Origin of the sequence: Clostridium minihomine (genome assembly GCF_900240385.1) — a bacterium.
Taxonomy (GTDB): domain Bacteria; phylum Bacillota; class Clostridia; order Oscillospirales; family Acutalibacteraceae; genus Faecalispora; species Faecalispora minihomine.
Genome location: NZ_OEQH01000002.1, coordinates 384207 through 406320 on the forward strand (window position 1 = coordinate 384207; position 22114 = coordinate 406320).

The window sequence follows — 22114 nt, forward strand, 5'->3', positions numbered from 1 at the left end:
TTTTGTCTATGTTCGGTTATGCAGGCCCTGGCGTATCAGAATTTCCAGCAGGGCTTGCAGCATCGCTGCATCCAGAATCAGCTCATATTGGCGGCCTTCTTTATTGCGGTGAATCCGAACTGCCTGCAAAGCCGCCATTTTGCAGTGGCGTTCCGGCTGTACTTTCAACTGATATTCTATTCGGTTGATGCAAAGGGGCACAACTGGCCGACATCGGCTCTGCCTGAGCATACTGCGCCAGCTGCTGAAAAAGCCGCTCATACTGGTGAGATTTTAATTGCCGAATGATCATAATACACTATCCTTTCTAAGTGATTGGTTGTCCCATAGAGCCTTGAAAGACACAACAGTGTATGATAAACTATTTACACCGTATGTTTGCCTTTTGGCATCTGACGGGTTTGAGGAAGCGGCGGTTATCTTTTGTGGGATACGTCGCTTCTTTTCATTTTTCCTTAGGTTTATACAAATTGGTATAGATAGATTCAATACCAGCCCGTATTACCTCTGACCTCGACATCTTTGTTATTTCACAGCAGTAATCCAGTTTTTCAAGTTCTTTCTCTGTCATTCTCGTTTCTACTTTTTTCTGCCGTGTATTTCCGGATGGAGGTCGACCTGTGCGTGGACTCAAATCATCACCTCACTTTTTGTCCTGACAATATATACCATATAATTGTCAGGACAAAAAGTCAATCTTTATTTTTAAAGTAAAGGGTAACTATATGAAATATGAGCGTATCCGGCTTCTTCGAGAAGAAAAAGAACTGACCAGGCCGAAATGGGAAAAGCATCCTCTTTTTTAAGACATAGAACAGGAACACCAAACGGATAAATTAAAATCGTTGAAAATGAAAACAGATTCTTTCCAAACCGTTGGAAGAGCCTGTTTTAACGAAGAATATCAAAAATATGATGTTTTTAAATCAGTTTGTTCTAAACATACACAGGAAAGAAAAAGGCACTCTGCTTCAAATGGAAGCAGAGTGCCTTTTTGATCTCTTTAAGATGCTTTTGCGCTGTTCCCTTTTGGGGAAGAATCGGATGCTAAAGAAGGCAGATTCATTTGCGCCGAAAGCCGTTTGCCGTCTGTGCGGAACACAATGGTTCCCTGCAAATCGGTACGATAGACCTTTACGCCCGCCTTTTCCAGCCGGTTCATTACCTCTGAATGAGGGTGGCCGTAGTCATTATCAACCCCGCAAGAGATAATCCCGTATTCCGGCGCAACCTCTTTTAAAAACACAGCGGTGCTGGAACTGTTGCTGCCATGATGCCCCACTTTGAGCACATCACAGTGCAAATCCGGATATTTTTCTATCATTTCGCGTTCAATTTCTTTTTCTGCATCACCGGTAAATAAGAAGCTTTTTTCCCCAAACGTCAGCTTGACCACAATAGAATAATTATTTAAATTATCATATTCTTCCTTTTGCGGGGCCAAAAATTCCAAACGCACGTCCTCTTCGTCCACAATGGTCATGCCCGCTTTGCCTTGGGTAAGCCGCAGCTCTTTTTCTGACGCCGCATCCAGCATTTTTTCATAGGTGCGGGTGGTGGGAACCTGATCATCCGCCACACGGGGAAGATACACTTTGCCAATTTCTAAGTCCTGAATCACTTGGGCCATGCCGCCGATGTGGTCGGCGTGGGGATGCGTGGCAATCAAATAATCAATCCGGCTGACACCCAACTGGTGCAGATACGAAGTCAACTTTTGCGCACCGCCAGAAAGCCCCGCGTCTATCAGGATGTTTTCTCCATTGGGCAAGCGAATCAGTTCGCTGTCCCCTTGCCCCACATCCAGATAATAGACCGACACCTGTCGGGAATCACTGATAAAATCTCCCGATGGGATCCCTGTGTTCCAGATTTGCATGTTCTGCTCAGAGGAAAAAAACCAGCTGGCCAAAATCAGAATCAGTGCTGCGATAACCGCCGGAGCAGAAAGTTTTTTTCGCCGTGTGATATAAAACAACCCTTTCAATGAAAAAACCGCCCACCAGGAGCGGCTTCTGTTTTTGTAAGTCATGCATGTATTCAAAATGCGGATCATCAAACCGTTTCTTTTAGATAGTCCAAAGCCGCTCGGTTTGAGCGGCTTTTTCAATTATATCAGATTTGCACCTTTAAGATTTTTGAAACAAATTATAGCGAAACAGCATCGTTTCGTCCTCTGGATCTTCGCATTCCAAAAAAGCTTCCGCTATTTTGCCGCCCTCGATCAAATGAGTTAGCCCCACTAACTGACACAATTTGCTGCGCAAATTGAGCCGATCCCCTTCTCGGGTTACCAAAAACACATTGCCCTGACATTTTTCTAAAACTCGCAGAAACCCCGGAACATCTAAATCATGTAATTCCAATACAGATTTTCCCATTGACAGATTCCCCCATTCAGGATAAGGATCATGGTACTATTTAAGAATATTATAGCAGTTTCGCTCTATTTGTCAATCATTGTATTTTAGCGGATTTCTACAATTTTTCCATCCTGCAAGCGGATTCGCCTGCGCGCGGTGGACGCAATTTTATCGTCGTGCGTAATCAAGATAATGGTTTTTCCTTCTTCGTTAAGCTCCTGTAACACCTGCATCACTTCCTGCCCCGATTTCGAATCCAGATTCCCGGTGGGCTCGTCTGCCAAAATGACCGGCGGATGCGCCGCAATGGCTCTTGCAATGGCCACTCGCTGCTGCTGGCCGCCGCTCATCTGGCTGGGGCGGTGCCGCATGCGATCCGAAAGCCCCACCCGAACCAACGCTTCTTCGCTTAATTGGCGGCGTTCTGCCCGGCTGATACGCCGGTAAACCAAGGGCAGCTCGACGTTTTCCAGTGCGTCTAACGTCGGAATTAAATTAAATCCCTGAAACACAAACCCGATTTCGGTATTGCGGATTTTAGAAAGCTTGTCTTCTGTCATTTGTGCCACGTTTTCCCCTTTTAAATAGTAGGCGCCCCCGGTTGGCAGATCTAAACAGCCCAGCACATTCATCAAAGTCGATTTTCCTGATCCCGACGGCCCCACAATGGCCAAAAACTCGCCTTGATCAATGGTGAGGTTCACATGATCCAGTGCCCAAACTTCCCCTTCTCCGCTTTGGTACCGTTTTTCAATTCCTTCAATCCGTATCAAATCCATACTCATTCCCCCTTGCTTCTATTTTGTTCCGCCCCTGTAAAATTATAAGCCAACCAAAACAGCGATTTACTTTCCCGGTGCTTTATCCTATAATAACTTTAGCGAGTGCGCCATCCACGATTAAGCGGCGCCTTACACCAGACTTTCGTCTTACCTTGATTTTAAACGGGTTCCAAAGGCGGAGCCTTGGCGAATCTTTTCCCACTTTCTTTTTGCAAGAAAGCGAGGGCCTGCCCCGGCCAGCGGAGCGAAGTAGTAAAAGAAGAATCTTTTTCTAAAAATAATAAAGTAAAAGCTTAATAAACAAAAAAGGCTTTTCCGGCACGGGAATAAACAAGCCCGCACCGAGAGCAACGTAACAGTTTTCAGTAGAATAATTTTGAATAAAGCAATAATGTGATTTTGTTTTAGAAACATTTGCAATATTTTCGGCGCACCAGCGCCCGTCATAAAAGGAGCAGGATTTTATGTTGACAAAAGAATGGAAGCAATTTAAAAGCGGTACCGATATCCGCGGGGTCGCCAGCGAAGGCCCGGATCCGGTAAACCTGACCGATGAAGTAGTGGAACGCATTGCCGGCGGCTTTGCTCTTTGGCTTTCTAACCACCTTCAAAAAGAAAGCTTGTCTGTTGCAGTGGGACACGATTCCCGTATTTCTGCACCCCGAATCAGCGCGGCGGTCATCCGGGCTTTAACCGGCTGCGGCGTTCATGTTTTGGACTGCGGTTTGGCTTCGACCCCTTCCATGTTTATGGCAACGCTGGACATTCCCTGTGATGGGGCGATTCAAATTACTGCAAGCCACCATCCCTATAACCGCAACGGGCTGAAATTTTTTACAAAAACCGGCGGACTGGATGCACCGGATATTGAAGCTCTTTTGCTGTATGCACAGGAAGCCAAAAAGCTGCAAGCAGCGGCGCCGGGCAGCGCAGAAAAAAACGATCACATGAAAATTTACAGCGCGCACCTTCGCAATGTGATTAAAAAAGGCGTCAACGCAGAAGATTACGATTATCCCCTTCAAGGATTTCACATTGTAGTGGATGCCGGAAACGGCGCCGGGGGCTTTTATGCCTATGACGTTTTGGAGCCTTTGGGCGCCAACATCAACGGCAGCCAGTTCTTGGAACCGGACGGCATGTTCCCGAACCACGTTCCCAATCCGGAAAATCAACAGGCCATGGATTCGGTTTGCACCGCAACAGCAATGGCAGGCGCAGATTTGGGCGTTATTTTTGACACCGATGTGGATAGGGGCGGCGCTGTGGACCGTCAGGGCCGCGAAATTAACCGAAACCGTTTGGTGGCCATTGCTTCTGCCATTGCGCTGGAAGGCAACTCCGGCGGCACCATCGTCACCGACTCCATTACTTCTAATGGATTAAAGCAATACATTGAAACCACCTTGGGCGGCGTCCATCACCGTTTTAAGCGCGGCTATAAAAATGTAATCAACGAGGCAATCCGCCTGAATGATGAAGGCATTAACTGCCCGTTAGCCATTGAAACCTCTGGCCATGCGGCACTGCGTGAAAATTATTTTCTGGATGACGGCGCCTATTTGGTAACCAAAATCATCATCAAAATGGCCGTGCTGCGCAAAGAAGGCAAATCTTTGGAAAGCCTGCTGGAACCCTTGGCCGAACCCAAAGAAGCGGTGGAAATCCGCTTGCCGATTACGCAGGAAGCCTTTCGGGAATGCGGCGAGGGAATTTTATCCCAGCTGGAACAATATGCGAAAGAACACAACTGGCAAATTGCACCCGATAACCGAGAAGGTTTGCGGATTTCTTTTGGCAAAAGCGAAGGGGACGGCTGGTTCCTGCTTCGGCTGAGCGTGCACGATCCTATCATGCCCCTGAACATTGAAAGTGACACTCAGGGCGGCACAAAACAAATTCGCGATAAACTGGCCGAATTCCTGAAAACCTGTGGTAGCCTGAATCTGGAACCACTGTTTGCCTAACTATTTTTAAGGTAAAATTCTTTTGTAATTTGCGTTTTAAAAACGATTTTATGCGAATTAAAATCCTATAAAAAATAAAAAAAGCCTTGCTTCAGTTTTATGAAAACTGTATGCAAGGCTTTTTTGCATATTCTGTCTGCCGACGGAAAAGATAGAAGTGCTACTGTTGAAAAGGAGATGAAATTCCTTGAAAAAAATTACAAATGAAGAATATGCAAAGATGACAGAAAAGGCATCGCCGCCCAGTACCATCTTTAAAAATTGCCTTTTGGCGTTTTTGGTGGGCGGGGCCATCTGTACTTTCGGCCAGTTTTTAGTAAATTACTTTTTAAATAGCGGATTGGAGATACAAGAAGCGCGGGCGGCAGAATCCATTACTTTAATTGGGTTGACTGCCATTTTAACAGCGCTGAAAATTTATGATAATCTGGCAAAGCATGCCGGAGCAGGTACTTTAGTTCCGATCACGGGATTTGCTAACTCGATGGTGTCGCCTGCAATGGAATTTAAGCCGGAGGGGTATATTTTGGGAATCGGCGCAAAAATGTTTATTATTGCCGGCCCGGTTTTAGTATACGGAATTACCTCTTCCGCTATTTACGGTATCATTATTTACCTGTTCGGTTGGTATTAAAGGAGGCGAAATCATGACAAAACGAATCGGTCGGTATACCCTGCAAATGGAAAACCGCCCCACTGTGGAGGGATTCGCCTCTGTTGTCGGAAAAAAAGAAATGGAAGGGCCTTTAAGTGAATATTTTGATTTATCATTTGAAGACACCACTTTAGGAGAAAGCAGTTGGGAAAAAGCAGAAAGCCGCCTGCAAAAAGAAGCCGTCACTTTAGCGCTGAAAAAAGCGGGTGTGACATCTCAGGACATTGACTATATTTTTGCCGGCGACCTTTTAAACCAGTGTATCTCTTCCACCTTTGGCCTTCGCAGCCTGGATATCCCCATGCTGGGACAGTTCGGAGCTTGTTCCACCATGGCGCAAACCATGGCATTGGCTTCTATCTTTGTAGAAACCGGGGCAGCCCGGCTGGCAGCGGCTGTGACTTCCTCTCACTTTTGCTCTGCAGAGCGCCAGTTCCGCTTGCCGCTGGAATACGGCGGCCAGCGCACCCCCACAGCCCAGTGGACTGCCACTGCTTCGGGCTCGGTGATTCTGGGAACAAGCGGAAAAGGGCCTTTTGTTTCCGCTGTCACCGTAGGAAGAATTTCGGATTTGGGAATTAAGGATGCGGCCAACATGGGTGCTGCCATGGCTCCGGCCGCGGCACAAACCATCCATGACTTTTTACACGATACTGGAACGGTGCCCAATGATTATGATCTCATTCTCACCGGTGATTTGGGTCTGATTGGCACAGAGCTGGTACGAGAGATTTTAATTCAAAACAATCTGGATATCACCGATGTACACAACGACTGCGGCATGATGCTGTTTCATCGGGAAAAGCAAGACGTCCATGCGGGTGGCTCTGGCTGCGGATGTTCCGCCTCGGTATTATGCTCTGTTATTTTGCAGCGCCTGCAAAGCCGCGAACTGAATAACGTGTTGTTCGTAGCCACCGGCGCACTGATGTCCCCCACCTCTCAGCAACAAGGGGAAAGCGTGCCGGGCATCGCCCATCTGTTACACCTTACCTCAACTTAATTCCGCTTGCAGTTCGCAATACAATATTGAAAATCCCTGGAATTTTCCGGGGGTTTTTTATTTTCTCTTAACCTTTTAGGAGGGAAAGCCCCTAAACATTCCATTAAAGAACAATCATGTTATAAAAAATTTTTATAACATTTGTCACAAACCAAGATTTTAATTTGTTATATAAAGAGAGAACTATTTTAATTCTGAAAGGATGTGATAAAAATGCAATGCCCTTATGGTGAAAAAGCCATCAAGTTTGGCAGCATTCCGATATTAAAACTGATGCAATAACTGCAGCGGGCTGGGCCACCGCAATTGCGGCTGCTCGGCGTTCCGGTTTCTTCCTCCGCTGTCAAAGCAATTGCGAAAACAGCTGTTGCAGCGGCATTGCCAACTATTTATTATAAAGTCGAATTCTATTACATTGATTCGGTAACGACATCTCGTCCGAACATAGCTTATTATTATACTTTTTATAAGAACAAAAATGATACCAAAAAAAATTGAAAGCCATGACTTCAGGTACAAATTATGAAATTTGACAAAAAGCAAAATATTATTTATGGATTTTTTTTATTCGTCATTGTGGCAGGCTTCACCATTAAAAAAGTATTGCCCCCATGGCATCCAGCACGAAATTGGGTTCATCTGCTATTTGGGATTCTATTCCTGCTTTTTTTTCTACAGCATATACAACGTATTTCGCTTAAAGCGTTCTCATACGGAAGAACACCCCGGCAGAACCCCCCTGAATCAAAAAAAGGAATTATTTTGGAACATCGTATTGCTGCTGGCAAGTGCTTGGGGAGCCTTCCTCTATTTTTCAGACTTTTTAGGATACAGTCTCTACCCTTTATAGAGATATGCTATAAGGCCGCCGCAATCGCGACGGCCTTATATATTGAAACATATCCCATTGATTTACTGAATCAAATTAAAAAACATTAGAAAACAGCAAAGAAAAAACAAAGACTTGGCTTACAAAACGGCCAGTTATATAAAGATATTTTTAAAATCAATAAAATCGCCGTTAAATCATGGTGAAAGTTCACAGTTTCTTGCCGGGAATAAGAGCTTATGGTAAAATGAAAAATAAATCACTGTGGTTTTGGTTAAAGTAATTCGCATTAAATTTTAGAAAAAGAATTTTTTATGGGGGTAACCGGAATGAAATATGTCAGGGAACACAATGGGATTCTTTTGATTATTCTTGTACTTTGTCTTCTTGTCAGCATGGCGGAATCTTCCTTTGCACCATGGAACCCTTCCCGGCGGTGGTTTAGCCTGTCTTATTGTATTTTCTTCGCTCTCTTTTTTATCGATGCTTTGTATGACAACAGGCATATGAGGCGCTATTATCAAGAGCAGGGAACGCAGGCCTCGGCGAAAATTCGCCTCAAACAGATTTTGGCAAACATAACGCTGCTTATTCTCTGTGCATCAGCCAGCGTTCTAAGCTTTCATCGATTTTTGTATTGGTCATATTAAATGAATCCCTTATAAGAGCAATTTCATATATAAGCTTTGTGCAAAAAAATTCTGCTCTTCGCAAAGCTGAATCTATGGTTGTCTTTCCAAAAACCTATTGAAAAGAAATATAACCTTATTTTGTGAAAATAGCGGGAACCATTGCATCTGTTCGCAGAATATGATAAGTTGTAAAAAAGTCGGTTTTTGTCTCATAAAAAAATCGGCCGAATAAGAAAACGAGGCGAAACGATGAAACAGTTAAAGAATGAAAGCAAAGAAAAAGAAAATAAATTTCTTCGGGGAGCCTCTACCGCCATTGTCCTGATTGGCTTTGTAAAAAAGTTTTTCCCCTCAGGGGAGCCGCAAACCCGTTGGTTTGGTCTTCTTTTTGCCATTACGGTTGTCGTCGCTTTGGCCGCCACTTTATACGAACTGAGAAAAAAACTCCGCTCCTATCGAGAAGAAGAAATTGAGCCTTTGCTGGAAGCGAGTCAAACACCGAGGTCCCAGCGTATCAAGCAAATTGCGGGCAGCCTTACTTCTGCCGTATGTTTGACTTTAGTCTCTGTTTATTTCTTCTGTGATTTTTTCGGCTATTCTCTCATGGAGCTTGCTAACCTGATTACCGGAAACGGATGAAAAAAGGCTGCCGCAATTGCGGCAGCCTTTGCTGTTTGAAAAAGGAAGAATCAGCGGATCACTCGCAGGCGAATGATCTCTTCCCGCTGCTGCAACGTAGAAAGCGCAGCGTCGTCCACCTCTCCGGTGACATCCAAGATAGTATAAGCATAACCCTTTTTCGATTTGCTCTGCATGTTTTCAATGTTAATACCAGATCCCGCCATCACACCCGAAAACAAGCTGATGGTATTGGGTACATTCCGATGGAAAATGCAGATTCGAACCGCGTGGGCACGGGGCATAGAAATGGAAGGCATATTCACAGAGTTGCGAATATTGCCGGTTTCCAAGAATTCCTTCAGTTCATCCACCGCCATGCGTGCGCAGTTTTCTTCCGATTCCGGTGTGGATGCACCCAGATGGGGAATTGCCAAAACACCGTCTACGCCGATCAGCTCGTCGGTGGGGAAATCGGTGGCATAGGCGCTGATTTTTCCGGATTTTAGTCCGGCTATCATCGCTGCGGTTTCTACCAGTTCGCCGCGGGCAAAGTTCAGAATCCGAACTTCGTCTTTCATCTTCTGAATGGATTCTTCGTTAATCAGGTATTTGGTATCCGGAGTCAGCGGCACATGCACCGTCAAATAGTCACAGTTTGCAAACACTTCATCCAATGTGCGGGCATGGTGTACCCAGCGGGACAACCCCCAGGCCGCATCTACAGAAAGGTATGGGTCGTAACCATAAACTTCCATGCCCAGGTTTTTAGCGGCATTCGCCACCTGAATTCCAATTGCCCCAAGGCCGATGACGCCAAGGCTTTTTCCTTTAATTTCAGGCCCGGCAAACTGGCTTTTTCCTTTTTCCACCAGCTTGCTGACTTCACTGCCTTTTCCCTTGAGTGTTTTCACCCATTCCAAAGCAGGAAGCATCCGGCGAGAAGTCAAAAACAGTGCCGAAATCACCAATTCCTTCACCGCATTGGCATTGGCACCGGGTGTGTTAAACACCACAATGCCCTGCTCGCTGCATTTGTCTACCGGAATATTATTCACCCCGGCCCCGGCTCTGGCAATGGCCAAAAGCTCCTCGGGAAGCTCCATTTCATGCATCGATGCGGAACGCACCAGAATTCCTTGGGGGTTTTCCATGTCACTGCTATATTCATAGTTCTGCCCAAAGCGGGTTAAACCTGTTTCTGCAATATTATTCAATGTTTTAATGCGGTACATTCTATCTCTTCCTCTGTTCTTTCTGCAAGATAACAATATCAAAAATCGTTTTATGCGTTTTTCTTTTCAAAATCTGCCATGAATTCCACCAGCGCCTCTACACCCTTGATGGGCATGGCATTGTAAATGGAAGCGCGCATTCCGCCCACGCTGCGGTGACCTTTCAGGTTCACAAAACCGACGGCTTCCGCTTCTTTTACAAATTTGGCGTCCAGTTCCTCATTGCCGGTGACAAAGGGAACGTTCATCAAAGAACGATCTTTCTTTTCCACCGTGCCGCGGAATAGTTTGGATTGATCCAGATAATTATAAAGAATTGCAGCCTTTTTCTCATTATGAGCTTTCATGCCTTCCAAAGAACCAAATTCCTTTTTAATCCATTCCAGCACCAAGCCGCAAATATAAATCGGGTAGCAGGGCGGCGTATTGAACATAGAGCCGTTGTCTGCATGAACCTTGTAATTAAACATAGTGGGGGTAATTTCCATAGCGTGGCCAATCAAGTCCTCACGGATGATCACAATGGTCAGGCCCGCAGGTGCCACATTCTTTTGGGCGCCTGCATACAGCACGCCAAACTTGGTCACATCAACCGGTTCGCTCAAAATGCAAGAAGAAATATCCGCTACCAGCGGCACATTTCCGGTTTCCGGCAACTTAGTATAGCGGGTGCCGTAAATGGTGTTGTTCATGCAAATGTGGAAATAATCCGCATCAGGAGAAAAAGTGGACGGGTCAAGCTCTGGTATGTAGCTGAACATTTTATCTTTGGAAGAAGCCACAATACGAGCTTCACCGTAACGAGCCGCTTCTTTCTGGGCGTTAGCCGCCCATTGGCCTGTCACCACAAAATCAGCCTTACCGTTTTTCACCATCAGGTTCATGGGCACCATAGAAAACTGGGACCAGCCGCCCCCCTGCAAAAACAGCACCTTATAATTCTCGGGTATATTCATGAGCTCACGCAGGGAACTTTCCGCGGAGCCAATAATTCCTTCGTAGATTTTAGATCGGTGGGACATCTCCATCACAGACTGGCCGCTGCCCTGATAATCTAACATTTCTTCTGCCGCACGGCGCAGTACCGACTCCGGCAGGACGGAAGGACCCGCAGAAAAGTTGTAAACGCGTTTCATAAATAAACCTCCAATTGGTTATAAAATAATAGTTCAATTATAGCTCTTTCAAAAAATCAAGTCAATTGCTGACAAGGAAAAAGCCTTTGCAATATTGCCCGTATTTCATGCCCAAAAACAGCCGATTTCCGGCATTTGTTCCTGTTTCAGACATTCTTCACAGATGGGATCTGTTCAATTCTTGCTGACTTTGTTATACTAAAAACAAAAAAACGCTGTGCAAGGCTACTGGTAAAAAGCTCTAATTCCATTTCTTTGATGCTTTGAAAACCGCATTACGCCTAGATTTATAAAGAAAAAACATCCATAACTGCCAGAAAGGAAATAAAAAAATGAAAAGGCTGATTTTGCTCTTACCCGCCGCAGGGCTGATTTGGTTTTGTATTCCCGCCCGCATCGGCATTTTAAACATCGGCAATTTGCTTGGCATAGGGCTTTGCGTCTTTCTAATTTTGTGGGGACTGGTTCTTTCTCCGCTGAAAAAATGGGCGGAACGTTCCGGTCACACCAAAAGGTTACGGACAGTAAACCGTGTGCTGGCTTCCTTTCTTGCCGCGGGACTTCTGTGGACAGCCATTTTAAGCATTCAAATGGCCGTTGCCTGTGCCGCCAAACCGCCGGCCAACACCCCCGCCGTGGTGTTGGGCAGTCAAGTGCAGGGAACCAACCCCAGCCGGGATTTGTGGGCGCGCATTCAGGCTGCCGAACAGTATCTGAAAGAAAATCCCCAGGCGGTCTGCATCGCCAGCGGCGGACAAGGCCCGGGGGAACAAATCAGCGAGGCCGTTGCCATTCGGGATAATCTGATCAAACGGGGCATTGAGCCGGAACGGATTTTTCTGGAGGATCAGTCCCGCAGCACCGAAGAAAACATTCGGTTTTCCAAAGAAATTCTCATGCAGAAAGGGTTGGGAACAGACATTGCCGTGGTAACCGACGAATATCACCAGCTGCGATCCTCCTGGCTGGCCAAACGGCAAAACCTGACCCCCTATGCGGTAAATGCCAATACCCCTTGGTATATTTTTTCTGCCATGTATGCCCGGGAACTTCTTGCATTGACCGCGGCTTCGCTTCCCTTCCCGGTCAGATAGACAGATTAGCAAATAAGTTGCGGCAAATGTCTTTGTTTTTCGGGACAGTTGTGCGGTTTACGGAATATCTCAAATCATGTATAATAAGTAAAATAGAAAGTGGGAGGCGGCAAACATGGGGGAACAACTCTTGCTCATACGGGGTGCCCGGGTTTTGGATCCGGAAAGCAAAACCGATCGGATTCTGGACATCCTGATACAAAACGGAATCATCGCCCGTATCGGAGAAGATCTTTCGGCACAAGACGCACAGGTGATTGAGGCCGAAGGGCTCACAGCGGCACCGGGACTGGTGGACATGCATGTGCATCTTCGCGATCCGGGTTTTACTGAAAAAGAAGATATTCTAAGCGGCTGCCGGGCCGCGGCGGCCGGAGGCGTCACCAGCCTTTTGGCAATGCCAAACACCAACCCGGTTACGGACACGCCCCAGGTGGCACAGGATATTTTGTCCCGGGCCAAGGAAGCAGACGCGCGGGTCTATGTAACGGCTGCCATTACCACCGGGCTGAAAAGCGAACGCCTGACCGATCTTGCCGCACTAAAACAAGCGGGAATCACCGCTGTGTCTGACGATGGCCGCCCGGTCACCGACACCCGCCTGATGGCTCAGGGAATGATCCATGCAGCGGAGTTGGGACTGAAAGTCGTGTCCCACTGCGAAGATTTGTATCTGGCAGAAGGCGGCATTATGAATGAAGGCGAAATCAGCCGTCAGCTGGGTGTTCCCGGAATTCCCGGCGCAGCAGAAGACTGCGGCACTGCCCGTGATATTACGTTAGCAGAATCATATGGCGTACCCATTCACATCTGCCACGTAAGCACCGCTGTTTCTGCCGCGATGATTCGAGATGCCAAGCGCCGCGGCGTGGGTGTTACCGCAGAAACTGCCCCCCATTACTTTTCTCTGACTGACAAAGCCCTGCTGGGCAAAAATCCGGACTGCCGGATGAATCCTCCCCTTCGCACCGAAGAGGACAGGCTGGCCATTCAAAAGGCGTTGCAAGACGGCACCTTAGATGCCATCGCCACCGACCACGCCCCCCATACTCCCGCTGAAAAATCCAACTTTTTAACTGCCCCCAACGGCTCCATCGGAATGGAAACTTCCCTTTCTGTGGGAATTACTTATCTGGTGAACACCGGTATTCTCACGCTTGGCCAATTGATTCACAAAATGTCCACGGCTCCGGCGGATATTTTAGGAATTCCCGGGGGAAGGCTTCGGGAAGGTCAGCCGGCAGATCTGGTGCTGTTTGACGAAACTGAGCGCTGGACAGTGGATCCCGCCCAATTGCACGGCAAAAGCCGCAATGTTCCCTTCGCCGGAATGGAACTGACCGGCAAGGTCAAATATACGGTTTGCCGGGGAAAAATCGTTTATCCGAAAGCATAAAACGTCTGCCCCTTGCGGGCGGCGTTTTTCCATAAGCAGAACTATTGTAATCCGGAATAGTTTACTTTTTCAGACAATCAGCTGAAATGAAATTCATCGCCATTTTACCACACCGGTTTTTCCGGTGATTAGATTCAGGAGGATACTGTTTTATGTCATTGGATACCCTTATTGAGAAAATCATTCAGAAACAAAACCCCACCGTGGCGGGTCTTGACCCCAAATTGGAATATATTCCTTCTTATTTGAAAGAAGAATCTTATCAAAAGTTCGGCAAAACATTGGAAGGCGCAGCCGACGCGGTGCTTCACTTTAACAAGGCTTTGATTGACGAACTGGCTCCCATCGTCCCCGCCATCAAACCCCAATGCGCTTACTATGAGGCGCTGGGATGGCCGGGCATGCGCGCTTTGGCAGAAACCATTTCCTATGCCAAGGAAAAGGGATTATTTGTAATTACCGACGGAAAGCGCAATGACATCGGCAGCACCATGGAAGCGTATGCGGATGCCCATTTGGGCAAAACCGAGGTAGAAGGTCAGAAATTTGCCGCCTTTGACGGCGATGCCCTGACGGTTAACGGCTATCTGGGCTCCGACGGCATCAAGCCCCTTTTGGGACTGTGCAAGCGAGAGGACAAAGGTATTTTTGTTCTGGTAAAAACCTCAAATCCTTCTTCTGGCGAATTGCAGGATCAAAAACTGAAAAATGGCAAAACGATTTATTACACTATGGGTATGATGTGTGAACAGTGGGGCGAACTGCTACCAGGTGCTTATGTGTATTCGGGAGTAGGCGCTGTGGTGGGCGCTACCTATCCGGAACAGCTTCGCGAGCTGCGCATTGAATTCCCCCATACCTTTTTCCTGGTTCCCGGTTACGGGGCACAGGGCGGCGGCGCCAGCGACGTGGCCCCGGCTTTTGATGCCAGCGGGCTGGGTGCCGTCATTAACGCCTCCCGCAGCATCCTGTGTGCCTGGCAAAAGGAAAACGCCCCTGAGCAGGAATTCGCCAAGGCGGCTGCCCGGGAGGCCATTCGGATGCGGGATGACATTACAGAAAAAATCGGGAGGATTGGATAATAGTGATGGACACCAAATTGTGTGAGATTATCTATCAAAAACAGCCTGCTCCGGGCGTACATGACTGGATTGTAGATGCAGAAGAGTTGGCAAAGGATTCCTGTCCAGGCCAGTTCGTCCATGTTCTGGTTCCGGGCAAAACGCTGCGCCGCCCCATTTCTATTTGTGACATTGATGCAGAAAACGGAACCCTGCGGCTGGTTTTTCAGGAACGGGGCGAAGGCACCGAAATTTTGGGGCAAAAAAAGCTGGGTGACACGTTGGATTTGCTGGGGCCTTTGGGCCACGGCTTTGATTTGGGTGACACCGGCCGCCGGGCGCTCTTTGTGGGCGGCGGAATTGGCGTTCCTCCCCTTCTGGCGGCGGCGCGGCCCTTTGGCAAAAATGCAACGGTAGTGCTGGGCTTTCAAAATAAGGAATCGGTAATTCTGGCCCGGGATTTCGCACTGGCGGGCTGTCAGGTCTTTGTGGCCACCGACGACGGAAGCATGGGCTTTCACGGGTTGGTTACAGACTGTGCCAGACAGTATGCGGATGTAGATGTTCTGTTTGCCTGCGGGCCAAAGCCCATGCTGAAATCTCTTTTGACACTGGCGGAGGAAAAACAAATTCCTGCCCAATTTTCACTGGAAGAACGCATGGCCTGCGGCGTGGGCGCCTGTCTTGGCTGCGCCACCAAAACCATAGTGGACGGCAAAGAGCAGTATCTTCACGTCTGTAAGAACGGCCCTGTGTTTGACAGCCGCAGTATTGTTTGGGAGGGTTAAGAAATGGCGGATTTACGGGTAACAATCGCCGGGGTGGAATTTCAGAACCCGCTGATAGCGGCTTCGGGCACCTTCGGCTTTGGTCATGAATATCAGGAATTCTATCCCCTTTCCACCTTGGGCGGAATTTCCTGCAAGGGGATTACCTTAAAAGAACGGCTGGGTAATCCGCCGCCCCGCATTGCCGAAACCCCCGGCGGTATGCTCAATGCGGTGGGGCTGCAAAATCCCGGGGTGGATGCTTTTATCCAGAAAGAACTGCCTTGGCTGTCTCAGCAGGGAACACGGATTATTGCCAACATCGCAGGCAATACCCCGGCGGAATACTGTGAAATGGCCGAAAAGCTTTCAGACACCTGTGTAGATATGCTGGAACTGAATATCTCCTGCCCCAATGTAAAAGAAGGCGGCGTGCATTTTGGCACCAGCTGCGCTGGGGTGGAAGATATCACCGCCCAAGTGCGGCGCTACTGCAAAAAGCCTTTGATGGTAAAGCTTTCTCCAAACGTAGCGGATATCGGCGAGATTGCCGCGGCGGCAGAAAGTGCCGGCGCAGATGCACTGTCTTTGATTAACACCCTGACGGGCATGCGGATTGATATTAAAAACCGCCGCCCTATTTTGCATAACAACACCGGCGGGCTGTCTGGCCCTGCACTTCTTCCGGTTGCCATTCGCATGGTGTGGCAGGCGGCAAACCGGGTATCTATCCCCATCGTGGGCATGGGGGGAATCTCAACCTGGAAAGACGCAGTAGAAATGCTGCTGGCAGGTGCCAGCGCCGTACAAATCGGCACAGTGCTGTTCTCTAACCCCAAGGCACCCTTGCACATTGTAAAGGGTTTAAACGAATATATGACACAAAACGGCATCTCTTCCGTCACAGAACTAACTGGCGGTATTATGCCTTGGTAAAGAAAGGGAGCGTGTGAATGACAAGAGTAATTTTAATTCGCCATTGCGAAGCAGAAGGAAATGTAAAGCGGATTTTTCAAGGGCATACCGATGCGGAAGTCAGTGAAAACGGCCTGCGCCAGCTGGATCTGTTGAGCCTGCGCCTGCGCAACACAAAAATCGACGTGCTGTATTCCAGCCCCCTGAAACGGGCCTATATAACGGCTCAGGCAGTCAACCGATACCACAACCTGCCCATTCTTCAGGAAAAAGACCTGATGGAATTGGACGGCGGCGAGTGGGAAGGCATCCCTTGGGCAGAACTGCCCGAAAAATATCCCGAGATGGCCTCGGTCTGGTGGAATACTCCCCACGACTTTGCATCTGAAAAAGGGGAAAGTATGCGCCAGTTGTATGACCGCATCTGGAATGCGGTGATTCGCCTGGTAAAAGAACACCCGGGCAAAACCATTGCCGTTACTTCTCACGGCTGTGCCATTCGGAATTTCCTGTGCCGCGCCAATGGCTGGCCCATTGAACGGCTGAACGATATCGACTGGTGCGACAACACCGCAGTCACCATTGTGGATTTTGATGAAGAGTTAAACGCAGACATTCAGCTCGTAAACGATGCTTCTCATCTGACGGAGGAAGTCTCCACTTTTTCCAAACAGGACTGGTGGCGCCCGGAAAACAAAGACAAAGAGCATTTTGAATGAGGAGGCTCCCCTATGAAAATATTGGCGGTGGATTTGGGAAAGGCGCGCACCGGGCTGGCGGTCTGTGATGAAGGCGAACTGCTGGCCAGTCCTTTAACGGTAATTTACGAACACAATGCAGAAAAGCTTTGCGCAAAAATTACTGAACTCGCCGCTGAAAACCGAGTGAAAATGGTGGTTGTGGGACTGCCCCGAAACATGGACGGCAGCGAGGGCGAAAGCGCCCAGAATGCCCGTGCCTTCGGCGCCCGGCTGGAAGAAGCCAGCGGTCTGCCCATAGCCTTTGGTGACGAACGGGGAACCACTATTACCGCACACAATTACCTAAACGTAACCGGAACCCGGGGCAAAAAACGCAAGGCAGTGGTAGATGCGGTAGCCGCCACCATCATTTTGCAGGATTATCTGGAATACCGGAAAAATCAGAAAAACAAAGACTAGATTTCTCTAACAGATAAGGCTGTTTTATGCAAAAGTGCGTAAAACAGCTTTTTAACTTACGATACTTGTTACTCTTATTTTGCCAGCAATATTTCCATATCCGAAATCGATTTCAAACAGATAGAAAACCGCACCAGACTTTGCAAAATATCACTTTTTAAGGCTCAAACGCGCCTTTATTCATCTGTTTGTTCACCATTAAAAAGGCCCACAGGAACGGTATAAACGTCCCTGTAGGCCTTTTATTTTTCTTTTGTATCAATAAACTGTCTTGCTGCTTTACAGCAAATTTTTATTCCGACTCTACTTCATACCGCGAAAGAACACTCAGCAGTTCTGACCCAACCCGGGCAGAAATCAAAAGACCATTTTCGGTATATTCCTCACTCAATAAAACGCCATCCTTGCGAACTCTTGCCGCCAACCCGCTTTCAGAAAAAGGAAGCAGCACATCTACCTGCACCGTTTTGACCGGCAGATTTTTTTCAATGGTTTCCAGCAATCGGTCAACTCCCGCGCCGGTGGCCGCACTGATGCGCACGGCGTTGCCTATCATGGGAATTGCGTCCAGCTTGGGAACCAGATCACATTTATTGAGAACGGGCAGCACCGGACAAACTTTCCACCCCAGTTCCGCCAGCAAAGAGCGGGTAACCTCCAGGTGAGTCTGTGCTTCCGGACTGGAAGCATCGCACACATTTAAAATCAAGTCCGCCAAAGCGGCTTGCTCCAGTGTGGAACGGAACGCATTCACCAAATGGTGAGGCAGCCGGCGCACAAAGCCAACCGTATCAATCAGCATAACCGTAATGCCGCTGGGCAGCTTTAATGCCCTTGCCGTCGGGTCCAGCGTGGCAAACAGCTGATCTTTTGCCAAAACCCCTGCTTGGGTTAAATAATTCATCAAAGTGCTTTTGCCCGCGTTGGTATATCCCACCAAGGCCACCGTAATCACGCCATCCTTTTGGCGGCGGCGGTTGATCTGTTCCCGGTGCTTTTCCACTTCTTCCAGCTGTTCCTTCAGGCTTTCAATCCGGCGCCGAATATGACGGCGATCGGTTTCCAGCTTGGTTTCACCCGGGCCTCGGGTGCCGATTCCGCCGCCCAAGCGGGACAAAGCAATTCCCTTTCCGGTCAGCCGGGGCATCATATAGCGAAGCTGGGCAAGCTCCACTTGCAGCTTGCCTTCTTTGGATTTTGCCCGGGCGGCAAAAATGTCCAAAATCAGCATGGTACGGTCAATCACCCGAACCTGCGTAATGCCCTCTATGTTGCGTATTTGGGTCGGTGACAGCTCACAATCGAAAATCAACACATCGATTTCATACCGTTGGCAGTAATCAGCAATATCCTTTGCCAAGCCGGAGCCAACACAGGTGGCCGTATCCGGGGATGGCCGCTTTTGCGTCATGGAGCCGAAGGGTTCGGCGCCTGCACTTCGGGTCAGCTCGTACAATTCCGACAAAGACGCCTCCACATCATATTCCCCTGTATCCACCGCCACCAAAAGCGCACGCTCCGGGCGGATCTCGTTTTCAAAAAATTCCATGCAAAGCTCCTATCCGCAGACTAGATTCAAAATATCCGTGTCCTTAATGATAGTATAAAAATGATAGTTCGTCAATTGCCGCTAACGCAAAGCAAAATAAGTGTATTGACTGTAAGATTTATTCAGGTTTAGATAAAGCCCTCCCGCGGCAGGCGCCGCTTGGCTTTGGCGAAAATATATCTTATTTCCGCTGAGCCGAATTCCCGCAGTGGAGCCCACACGAGTGGCAATTCCGCTGTTCACCACGAGATAATTTTCTCTAGAGTTGTATTCTGTAAAGGGCTTTTCCTGTAAAAAAGCAACTACCACCTGTGGTTCAAAATCGAGTGTTATAAAGTCCTCTTCTGCTCCGCTTCCATCGCGGGACGAACACACGATACCATCTTCCAGACGAATTCGATCTGCCTGTGTCAGGTGCAGAATCGTATCTTTCAAATGATTTTCAATGACAGTGTCCAGAATCCGGTTATCTTCCACAAAGTCTTCTCGGCGCGGCTTATCGGTGTCTACCCAGCTATTTAGCCCAAGCCCGGGCGTTTTATTCGTTGACGGCATGCCAGTTCCTCCTGATTCCAGTCATTTCCATCCCTATTCCAATTCTTGGATTTGCTCCCAGGTCAAGTCTGCCCGTGCAAGTTCCCCAAAGCTTTTTTTCGTTTGATGAAGATAGTCCCAAGTGATTTTTCCAAAATCAAAACTCAGTTCCAAATGAGCAGGCAAAAAACGAATGACGGAATCTATCAGTCTGGCCCGCTCCATTGTTTGATCAAGGAGCTCCACACAGGAAATATAAAGTTTTTGATCCCTGAAATTTTCAAAAATAGAAGTGCGGATTCCCACTGCCAGCAAAGCCCGCTCCATGCCCGCTTTTGTGTTATCGTTAACGGTAACAGCGTTTCTGTGCATCAGCATATTCCGCCGATGGTTTAACGAAAGATCCCTTCGTTCTGACCCAAAGGCCAGCTCCCGCATGGCAAGCCCCAGTTCCCGAGCCGTGGGCAAAAAAGCCTCTTGCAAAAGCCTGTCTAGTTCTTCATAGACACAATCCAGCCCCTGTGCGGTAGCGGCCAGTTCTGCTTCTACAATCGTATTCCCGGTCAGCTGGTACAATCCCATGGGCCGAAGTTTTCGCACCATCGAATCCAGTGCCCGCATGCTACACTACACTCCCCATCAATTGTACATAAACGGGATCCGCCACCGCCAACTGTGAAATATCCATTTTTTTATCTTTGGTCAGCCCTCCGTCAAACCGATAATTCCGCACCATTCCGGTGTCCAGAATACGCTTGCCCAAATGCACCAAAATTACCGATTCCCCCACAGAAAGCAAGTCAAAATATCTTTGTATTTCTTGCAGAACCTGCTCTGTAGCAGCAGAAAACGTGCACCCCTGAGCAGGCTCGATATAAAGGGATAAAGGCACCGCCACCAGTTCTGCCGCCTGAACGGTAACCGCCACATTGATTTCTCGCAGGCGGTTCAGCTCCGCCTGAATCTGTACCAGCAAATCCTTTGGTGGTGCGGCTCCCTTGCCGGCCGCATACACAGTAACCGTACCGATTCCATCGGCTCGGGGCAAAACGCTGGCCGACTGAATCCCGTCATACTGCACCACATAACTGCGGTAAAATTCCGCATTGGTTCCGTTTGGCACTACCTCATAGCTTTTCAGCAGGCGCTTGCGCAGTTCTTCATCGGTTTCCGCATCTGCTCCGCCTGAAAATGCCTGGGGATTGGTAACGGTTTCTATCCCGGCCGGCGGGGTCAGCAAAAAGGTAATGGTTCCAGCCGCCGCGTTAGAAACTCGCCCGCCCTCCTGCGCAGCGGCCGCAACCTGCACTATCCGTTCTCCGGCTGCCAGCACCGCATCCTCTTCTGTCACAAACCGAAAACAACTTTCCCCCGAAGCGGCACAAACCGTTCCTTTGGGAATCGGCACTTCATAAGGCAATGGAACTGATCGGCCAAACGTCAGCATTCCGGCAGAAGGCACTGCGTCCTTGCGGGAAATTCCCCGCTGGGCGGCGTGCATCTCCAAATATTCCTGTTGTGCTGTCTGGGGGAACATCTGGTTTTTCAGCCACTCTGCCCCATGAAGCAACGAGTAGATTTCCCCAGCCAACACCTTGAGCCGAATTCCCAAATCTGACGCATCATCCGCATGAAATCCGGCCAGTTCCGAAAAGGTATTGTTCATTCGTTCCAGTATGGCATCGTAGCTTTCCATCTTATTCCCCCTTATTTTCCAGTTTTAGAGATATACTGCCCAATCCGTAAGGTGTCACCAATTCCACTTTTAAAAGGGCATGATTTTGATCCACAAGATCACAGCGTACTTTTTCCACAGAAAGCTCCGTCATTTTAGCCAGCGCTTCTTCCGTCAGTTCCCGGGCTCTTGCGTTTAAATCGCTTCCGGACAGTTTCAGCGTATGCAGCCTGCTGCCCAGCTGCGAATCATAAGAAAAACTTCCCTTCGGTACCGACAACCGTATTTTGGCCCGCTGCAGAAGCTCCTCTTTTGTGCTGACAGAAAAGGGCAGCCCATTCTGCCCCACGGCAAAGTCCCCCTGTTCCAGCTTTATGTCCACTCCGTTTCCTCCTCAGCGGCAAAAGTCTTTCCGTTAATCACAACTTCTCCCGAATTTTTCAGACAAATCCTCGCGCCTCCGGCAGAAAAGAGCATCAGCTCGCCCGGTTCTAGCCCGGATTCCTCCACAATAGTTCCGGCGCACACCGGTTTTTCCGCACCGCCAAGAATCACCGCCCGGGCTCCAGCCGGCGGAAGATAGGCGATTCCCCAGGGAGCCGCCAGCTCTAAATGGCGATATTCCTGTTCCCCCTGAACAGCAATCCGGGCACCTTGTCCTGCGGTTACCTGACCAGAGGCTACCGGATTTTCCGCCAAACGGTTCCCGGCTATTTTTCGTGAAATCCACATGATAGTTCCTC

Annotated in this window: 24 protein-coding genes; 12 read left to right on the forward strand and 12 right to left on the reverse strand. The window is 48.5% G+C overall.

Translation table 11 applies throughout. The annotated features are described in order from the left end of the window. Positions 1 to 6: 6 nt before the first annotated feature. The 4 genes from C1A02_RS05640 to C1A02_RS05655 form a co-directional block, all read right to left on the reverse strand. The gene (locus C1A02_RS05640) at positions 7 to 231 is read right to left on the reverse strand and encodes a hypothetical protein (RefSeq protein ID WP_243577930.1); all 225 of its coding nucleotides are present in this window, start codon (positions 229 to 231) and stop codon (positions 7 to 9) included. Positions 232 to 1003: 772 nt separating this feature from the next. Further along, entirely contained in the window at positions 1004 to 1987 is a 984-nt protein-coding gene (locus C1A02_RS05645; RefSeq protein ID WP_101697494.1) for a ComEC/Rec2 family competence protein, read from the reverse strand. Between the two features lie 142 nt (positions 1988 to 2129). Next, entirely contained in the window at positions 2130 to 2381 is a 252-nt protein-coding gene (locus C1A02_RS05650; protein ID WP_101697232.1) for a hypothetical protein, read from the reverse strand. A gap of 86 nt (positions 2382 to 2467) precedes the next feature. Continuing rightward, the gene (locus C1A02_RS05655; RefSeq protein WP_101697233.1) at positions 2468 to 3142 is read right to left on the reverse strand and encodes an ABC transporter ATP-binding protein; all 675 of its coding nucleotides are present in this window, start codon (positions 3140 to 3142) and stop codon (positions 2468 to 2470) included. A gap of 467 nt (positions 3143 to 3609) precedes the next feature. Between C1A02_RS05655 and C1A02_RS05660 the strand changes: the two genes are divergently transcribed. The 5 genes from C1A02_RS05660 to C1A02_RS05690 all read left to right on the forward strand — a co-directional run bounded on the left by C1A02_RS05660 (position 3610) and on the right by C1A02_RS05690 (position 8870). After that, on the forward strand, positions 3610 to 5112 hold the full coding sequence (locus C1A02_RS05660; protein WP_101697234.1) for a phosphohexomutase domain-containing protein: 1503 nt from the start codon (positions 3610 to 3612) through the stop codon (positions 5110 to 5112). Between the two features lie 220 nt (positions 5113 to 5332). Beyond that, entirely contained in the window at positions 5333 to 5746 is a 414-nt protein-coding gene (locus C1A02_RS05665) for a SpoVA/SpoVAEb family sporulation membrane protein (protein WP_101697495.1), read from the forward strand. A gap of 13 nt (positions 5747 to 5759) precedes the next feature. Beyond that, positions 5760 to 6770, forward strand: a complete 1011-nt coding sequence (gene spoVAD / locus C1A02_RS05670) for a stage V sporulation protein AD (protein ID WP_101697235.1) — start codon at positions 5760 to 5762, stop codon at positions 6768 to 6770. Positions 6771 to 7928: 1158 nt separating this feature from the next. Continuing rightward, entirely contained in the window at positions 7929 to 8249 is a 321-nt protein-coding gene (locus C1A02_RS05685; protein ID WP_101697238.1) for a hypothetical protein, read from the forward strand. A 231-nt stretch (positions 8250 to 8480) separates the two neighbouring features. Next, positions 8481 to 8870, forward strand: coding sequence for a hypothetical protein (locus C1A02_RS05690; protein ID WP_101697239.1), 390 nt, complete (start codon positions 8481 to 8483; stop codon positions 8868 to 8870). A 50-nt stretch (positions 8871 to 8920) separates the two neighbouring features. On the opposite strand, the gene C1A02_RS05695 is transcribed toward C1A02_RS05690, so the two are convergent. Both C1A02_RS05695 and serC read right to left on the reverse strand, forming a co-directional pair. Continuing rightward, positions 8921 to 10084: a 3-phosphoglycerate dehydrogenase family protein gene (locus C1A02_RS05695; RefSeq protein ID WP_101697240.1), complete on the reverse strand. Its 1164-nt coding sequence runs from the start codon at positions 10082 to 10084 to the stop codon at positions 8921 to 8923. 50 nt (positions 10085 to 10134) lie between these two features. Then, positions 10135 to 11220, reverse strand: a complete 1086-nt coding sequence (gene serC / locus C1A02_RS05700) for a 3-phosphoserine/phosphohydroxythreonine transaminase (protein WP_101697241.1) — start codon at positions 11218 to 11220, stop codon at positions 10135 to 10137. A 332-nt stretch (positions 11221 to 11552) separates the two neighbouring features. Here serC and C1A02_RS05705 point away from each other — a divergent pair, with 332 nt between their 5' ends. From C1A02_RS05705 to ruvX, 7 genes are all read left to right on the forward strand, one after another. Beyond that, a complete protein-coding gene (locus C1A02_RS05705; RefSeq protein WP_101697242.1) occupies positions 11553 to 12314 on the forward strand; it encodes a YdcF family protein in 762 nt (253 codons plus the stop codon). A gap of 115 nt (positions 12315 to 12429) precedes the next feature. After that, entirely contained in the window at positions 12430 to 13710 is a 1281-nt protein-coding gene (locus tag C1A02_RS05710; protein ID WP_101697243.1) for a dihydroorotase, read from the forward strand. 152 nt (positions 13711 to 13862) lie between these two features. After that, positions 13863 to 14792 (forward strand): orotidine-5'-phosphate decarboxylase, encoded by a 930-nt coding sequence (gene pyrF / locus C1A02_RS05715; RefSeq protein ID WP_101697244.1) that lies wholly within the window; start codon positions 13863 to 13865, stop codon positions 14790 to 14792. Positions 14793 to 14797: 5 nt separating this feature from the next. Then, entirely contained in the window at positions 14798 to 15559 is a 762-nt protein-coding gene (locus C1A02_RS05720) for a dihydroorotate dehydrogenase electron transfer subunit (protein WP_101697496.1), read from the forward strand. Positions 15560 to 15562: 3 nt separating this feature from the next. Beyond that, a complete protein-coding gene (locus C1A02_RS05725) occupies positions 15563 to 16474 on the forward strand; it encodes a dihydroorotate dehydrogenase (RefSeq protein WP_101697245.1) in 912 nt (303 codons plus the stop codon). Positions 16475 to 16491: 17 nt separating this feature from the next. Beyond that, complete coding sequence (locus C1A02_RS05730) at positions 16492 to 17172, forward strand: histidine phosphatase family protein (protein WP_101697246.1); 681 nt, start codon at positions 16492 to 16494, stop codon at positions 17170 to 17172. 12 nt (positions 17173 to 17184) lie between these two features. After that, complete coding sequence (ruvX, locus tag C1A02_RS05735; RefSeq protein WP_101697247.1) at positions 17185 to 17613, forward strand: Holliday junction resolvase RuvX; 429 nt, start codon at positions 17185 to 17187, stop codon at positions 17611 to 17613. Between the two features lie 292 nt (positions 17614 to 17905). Here ruvX and hflX read toward each other — a convergent pair whose 3' ends face one another. The 6 genes from hflX to C1A02_RS05765 form a co-directional block, all read right to left on the reverse strand. Beyond that, on the reverse strand, positions 17906 to 19162 hold the full coding sequence (hflX, locus tag C1A02_RS05740; RefSeq protein WP_101697248.1) for a GTPase HflX: 1257 nt from the start codon (positions 19160 to 19162) through the stop codon (positions 17906 to 17908). 81 nt (positions 19163 to 19243) lie between these two features. Next, the gene (locus C1A02_RS05745) at positions 19244 to 19717 is read right to left on the reverse strand and encodes a hypothetical protein (protein WP_101697249.1); all 474 of its coding nucleotides are present in this window, start codon (positions 19715 to 19717) and stop codon (positions 19244 to 19246) included. 33 nt (positions 19718 to 19750) lie between these two features. Further along, positions 19751 to 20317 carry a hypothetical protein gene (locus tag C1A02_RS05750; RefSeq protein WP_101697250.1) on the reverse strand — a complete coding sequence of 189 codons (567 nt, stop codon included), beginning with the start codon at positions 20315 to 20317 and terminating at the stop codon, positions 19751 to 19753. Position 20318: 1 nt separating this feature from the next. Further along, complete coding sequence (locus C1A02_RS05755) at positions 20319 to 21392, reverse strand: baseplate J/gp47 family protein (protein ID WP_101697251.1); 1074 nt, start codon at positions 21390 to 21392, stop codon at positions 20319 to 20321. A 1-nt stretch (position 21393) separates the two neighbouring features. Next, complete coding sequence (locus C1A02_RS05760) at positions 21394 to 21753, reverse strand: histidine kinase (protein ID WP_101697252.1); 360 nt, start codon at positions 21751 to 21753, stop codon at positions 21394 to 21396. Then, positions 21744 to 22103: a hypothetical protein gene (locus C1A02_RS05765; protein WP_101697253.1), complete on the reverse strand. Its 360-nt coding sequence runs from the start codon at positions 22101 to 22103 to the stop codon at positions 21744 to 21746. The genes C1A02_RS05760 and C1A02_RS05765 overlap by 10 nt, the downstream gene beginning before the upstream one ends. Positions 22104 to 22114: the final 11 nt, after the last annotated feature.

Coding starts and splice junctions, on each gene's coding strand:
- C1A02_RS05640 (WP_243577930.1), bottom strand. CDS start 231: ATGCTCAGGCAGAGCCGATGTCGGCCAGTTGTGCCCCTTTGCATCAAC.
- C1A02_RS05650 (WP_101697232.1), bottom strand. CDS start 2,381: ATGGGAAAATCTGTATTGGAATTACATGATTTAGATGTTCCGGGGTTT.
- C1A02_RS05655 (WP_101697233.1), bottom strand. CDS start 3,142: ATGGATTTGATACGGATTGAAGGAATTGAAAAACGGTACCAAAGCGGA.
- C1A02_RS05660 (WP_101697234.1), top strand. CDS start 3,610: ATGTTGACAAAAGAATGGAAGCAATTTAAAAGCGGTACCGATATCCGC.
- C1A02_RS05665 (WP_101697495.1), top strand. CDS start 5,333: ATGACAGAAAAGGCATCGCCGCCCAGTACCATCTTTAAAAATTGCCTT.
- spoVAD (WP_101697235.1), top strand. CDS start 5,760: ATGACAAAACGAATCGGTCGGTATACCCTGCAAATGGAAAACCGCCCC.
- C1A02_RS05685 (WP_101697238.1), top strand. CDS start 7,929: ATGAAATATGTCAGGGAACACAATGGGATTCTTTTGATTATTCTTGTA.
- C1A02_RS05690 (WP_101697239.1), top strand. CDS start 8,481: ATGAAACAGTTAAAGAATGAAAGCAAAGAAAAAGAAAATAAATTTCTT.
- C1A02_RS05695 (WP_101697240.1), bottom strand. CDS start 10,084: ATGTACCGCATTAAAACATTGAATAATATTGCAGAAACAGGTTTAACC.
- serC (WP_101697241.1), bottom strand. CDS start 11,220: ATGAAACGCGTTTACAACTTTTCTGCGGGTCCTTCCGTCCTGCCGGAG.
- C1A02_RS05705 (WP_101697242.1), top strand. CDS start 11,553: ATGAAAAGGCTGATTTTGCTCTTACCCGCCGCAGGGCTGATTTGGTTT.
- C1A02_RS05710 (WP_101697243.1), top strand. CDS start 12,430: ATGGGGGAACAACTCTTGCTCATACGGGGTGCCCGGGTTTTGGATCCG.
- pyrF (WP_101697244.1), top strand. CDS start 13,863: ATGTCATTGGATACCCTTATTGAGAAAATCATTCAGAAACAAAACCCC.
- C1A02_RS05720 (WP_101697496.1), top strand. CDS start 14,798: ATGGACACCAAATTGTGTGAGATTATCTATCAAAAACAGCCTGCTCCG.
- C1A02_RS05725 (WP_101697245.1), top strand. CDS start 15,563: ATGGCGGATTTACGGGTAACAATCGCCGGGGTGGAATTTCAGAACCCG.
- C1A02_RS05730 (WP_101697246.1), top strand. CDS start 16,492: ATGACAAGAGTAATTTTAATTCGCCATTGCGAAGCAGAAGGAAATGTA.
- ruvX (WP_101697247.1), top strand. CDS start 17,185: ATGAAAATATTGGCGGTGGATTTGGGAAAGGCGCGCACCGGGCTGGCG.
- hflX (WP_101697248.1), bottom strand. CDS start 19,162: ATGGAATTTTTTGAAAACGAGATCCGCCCGGAGCGTGCGCTTTTGGTG.
- C1A02_RS05745 (WP_101697249.1), bottom strand. CDS start 19,717: ATGCCGTCAACGAATAAAACGCCCGGGCTTGGGCTAAATAGCTGGGTA.
- C1A02_RS05750 (WP_101697250.1), bottom strand. CDS start 20,317: ATGCGGGCACTGGATTCGATGGTGCGAAAACTTCGGCCCATGGGATTG.
- C1A02_RS05755 (WP_101697251.1), bottom strand. CDS start 21,392: ATGGAAAGCTACGATGCCATACTGGAACGAATGAACAATACCTTTTCG.
- C1A02_RS05765 (WP_101697253.1), bottom strand. CDS start 22,103: ATGTGGATTTCACGAAAAATAGCCGGGAACCGTTTGGCGGAAAATCCG.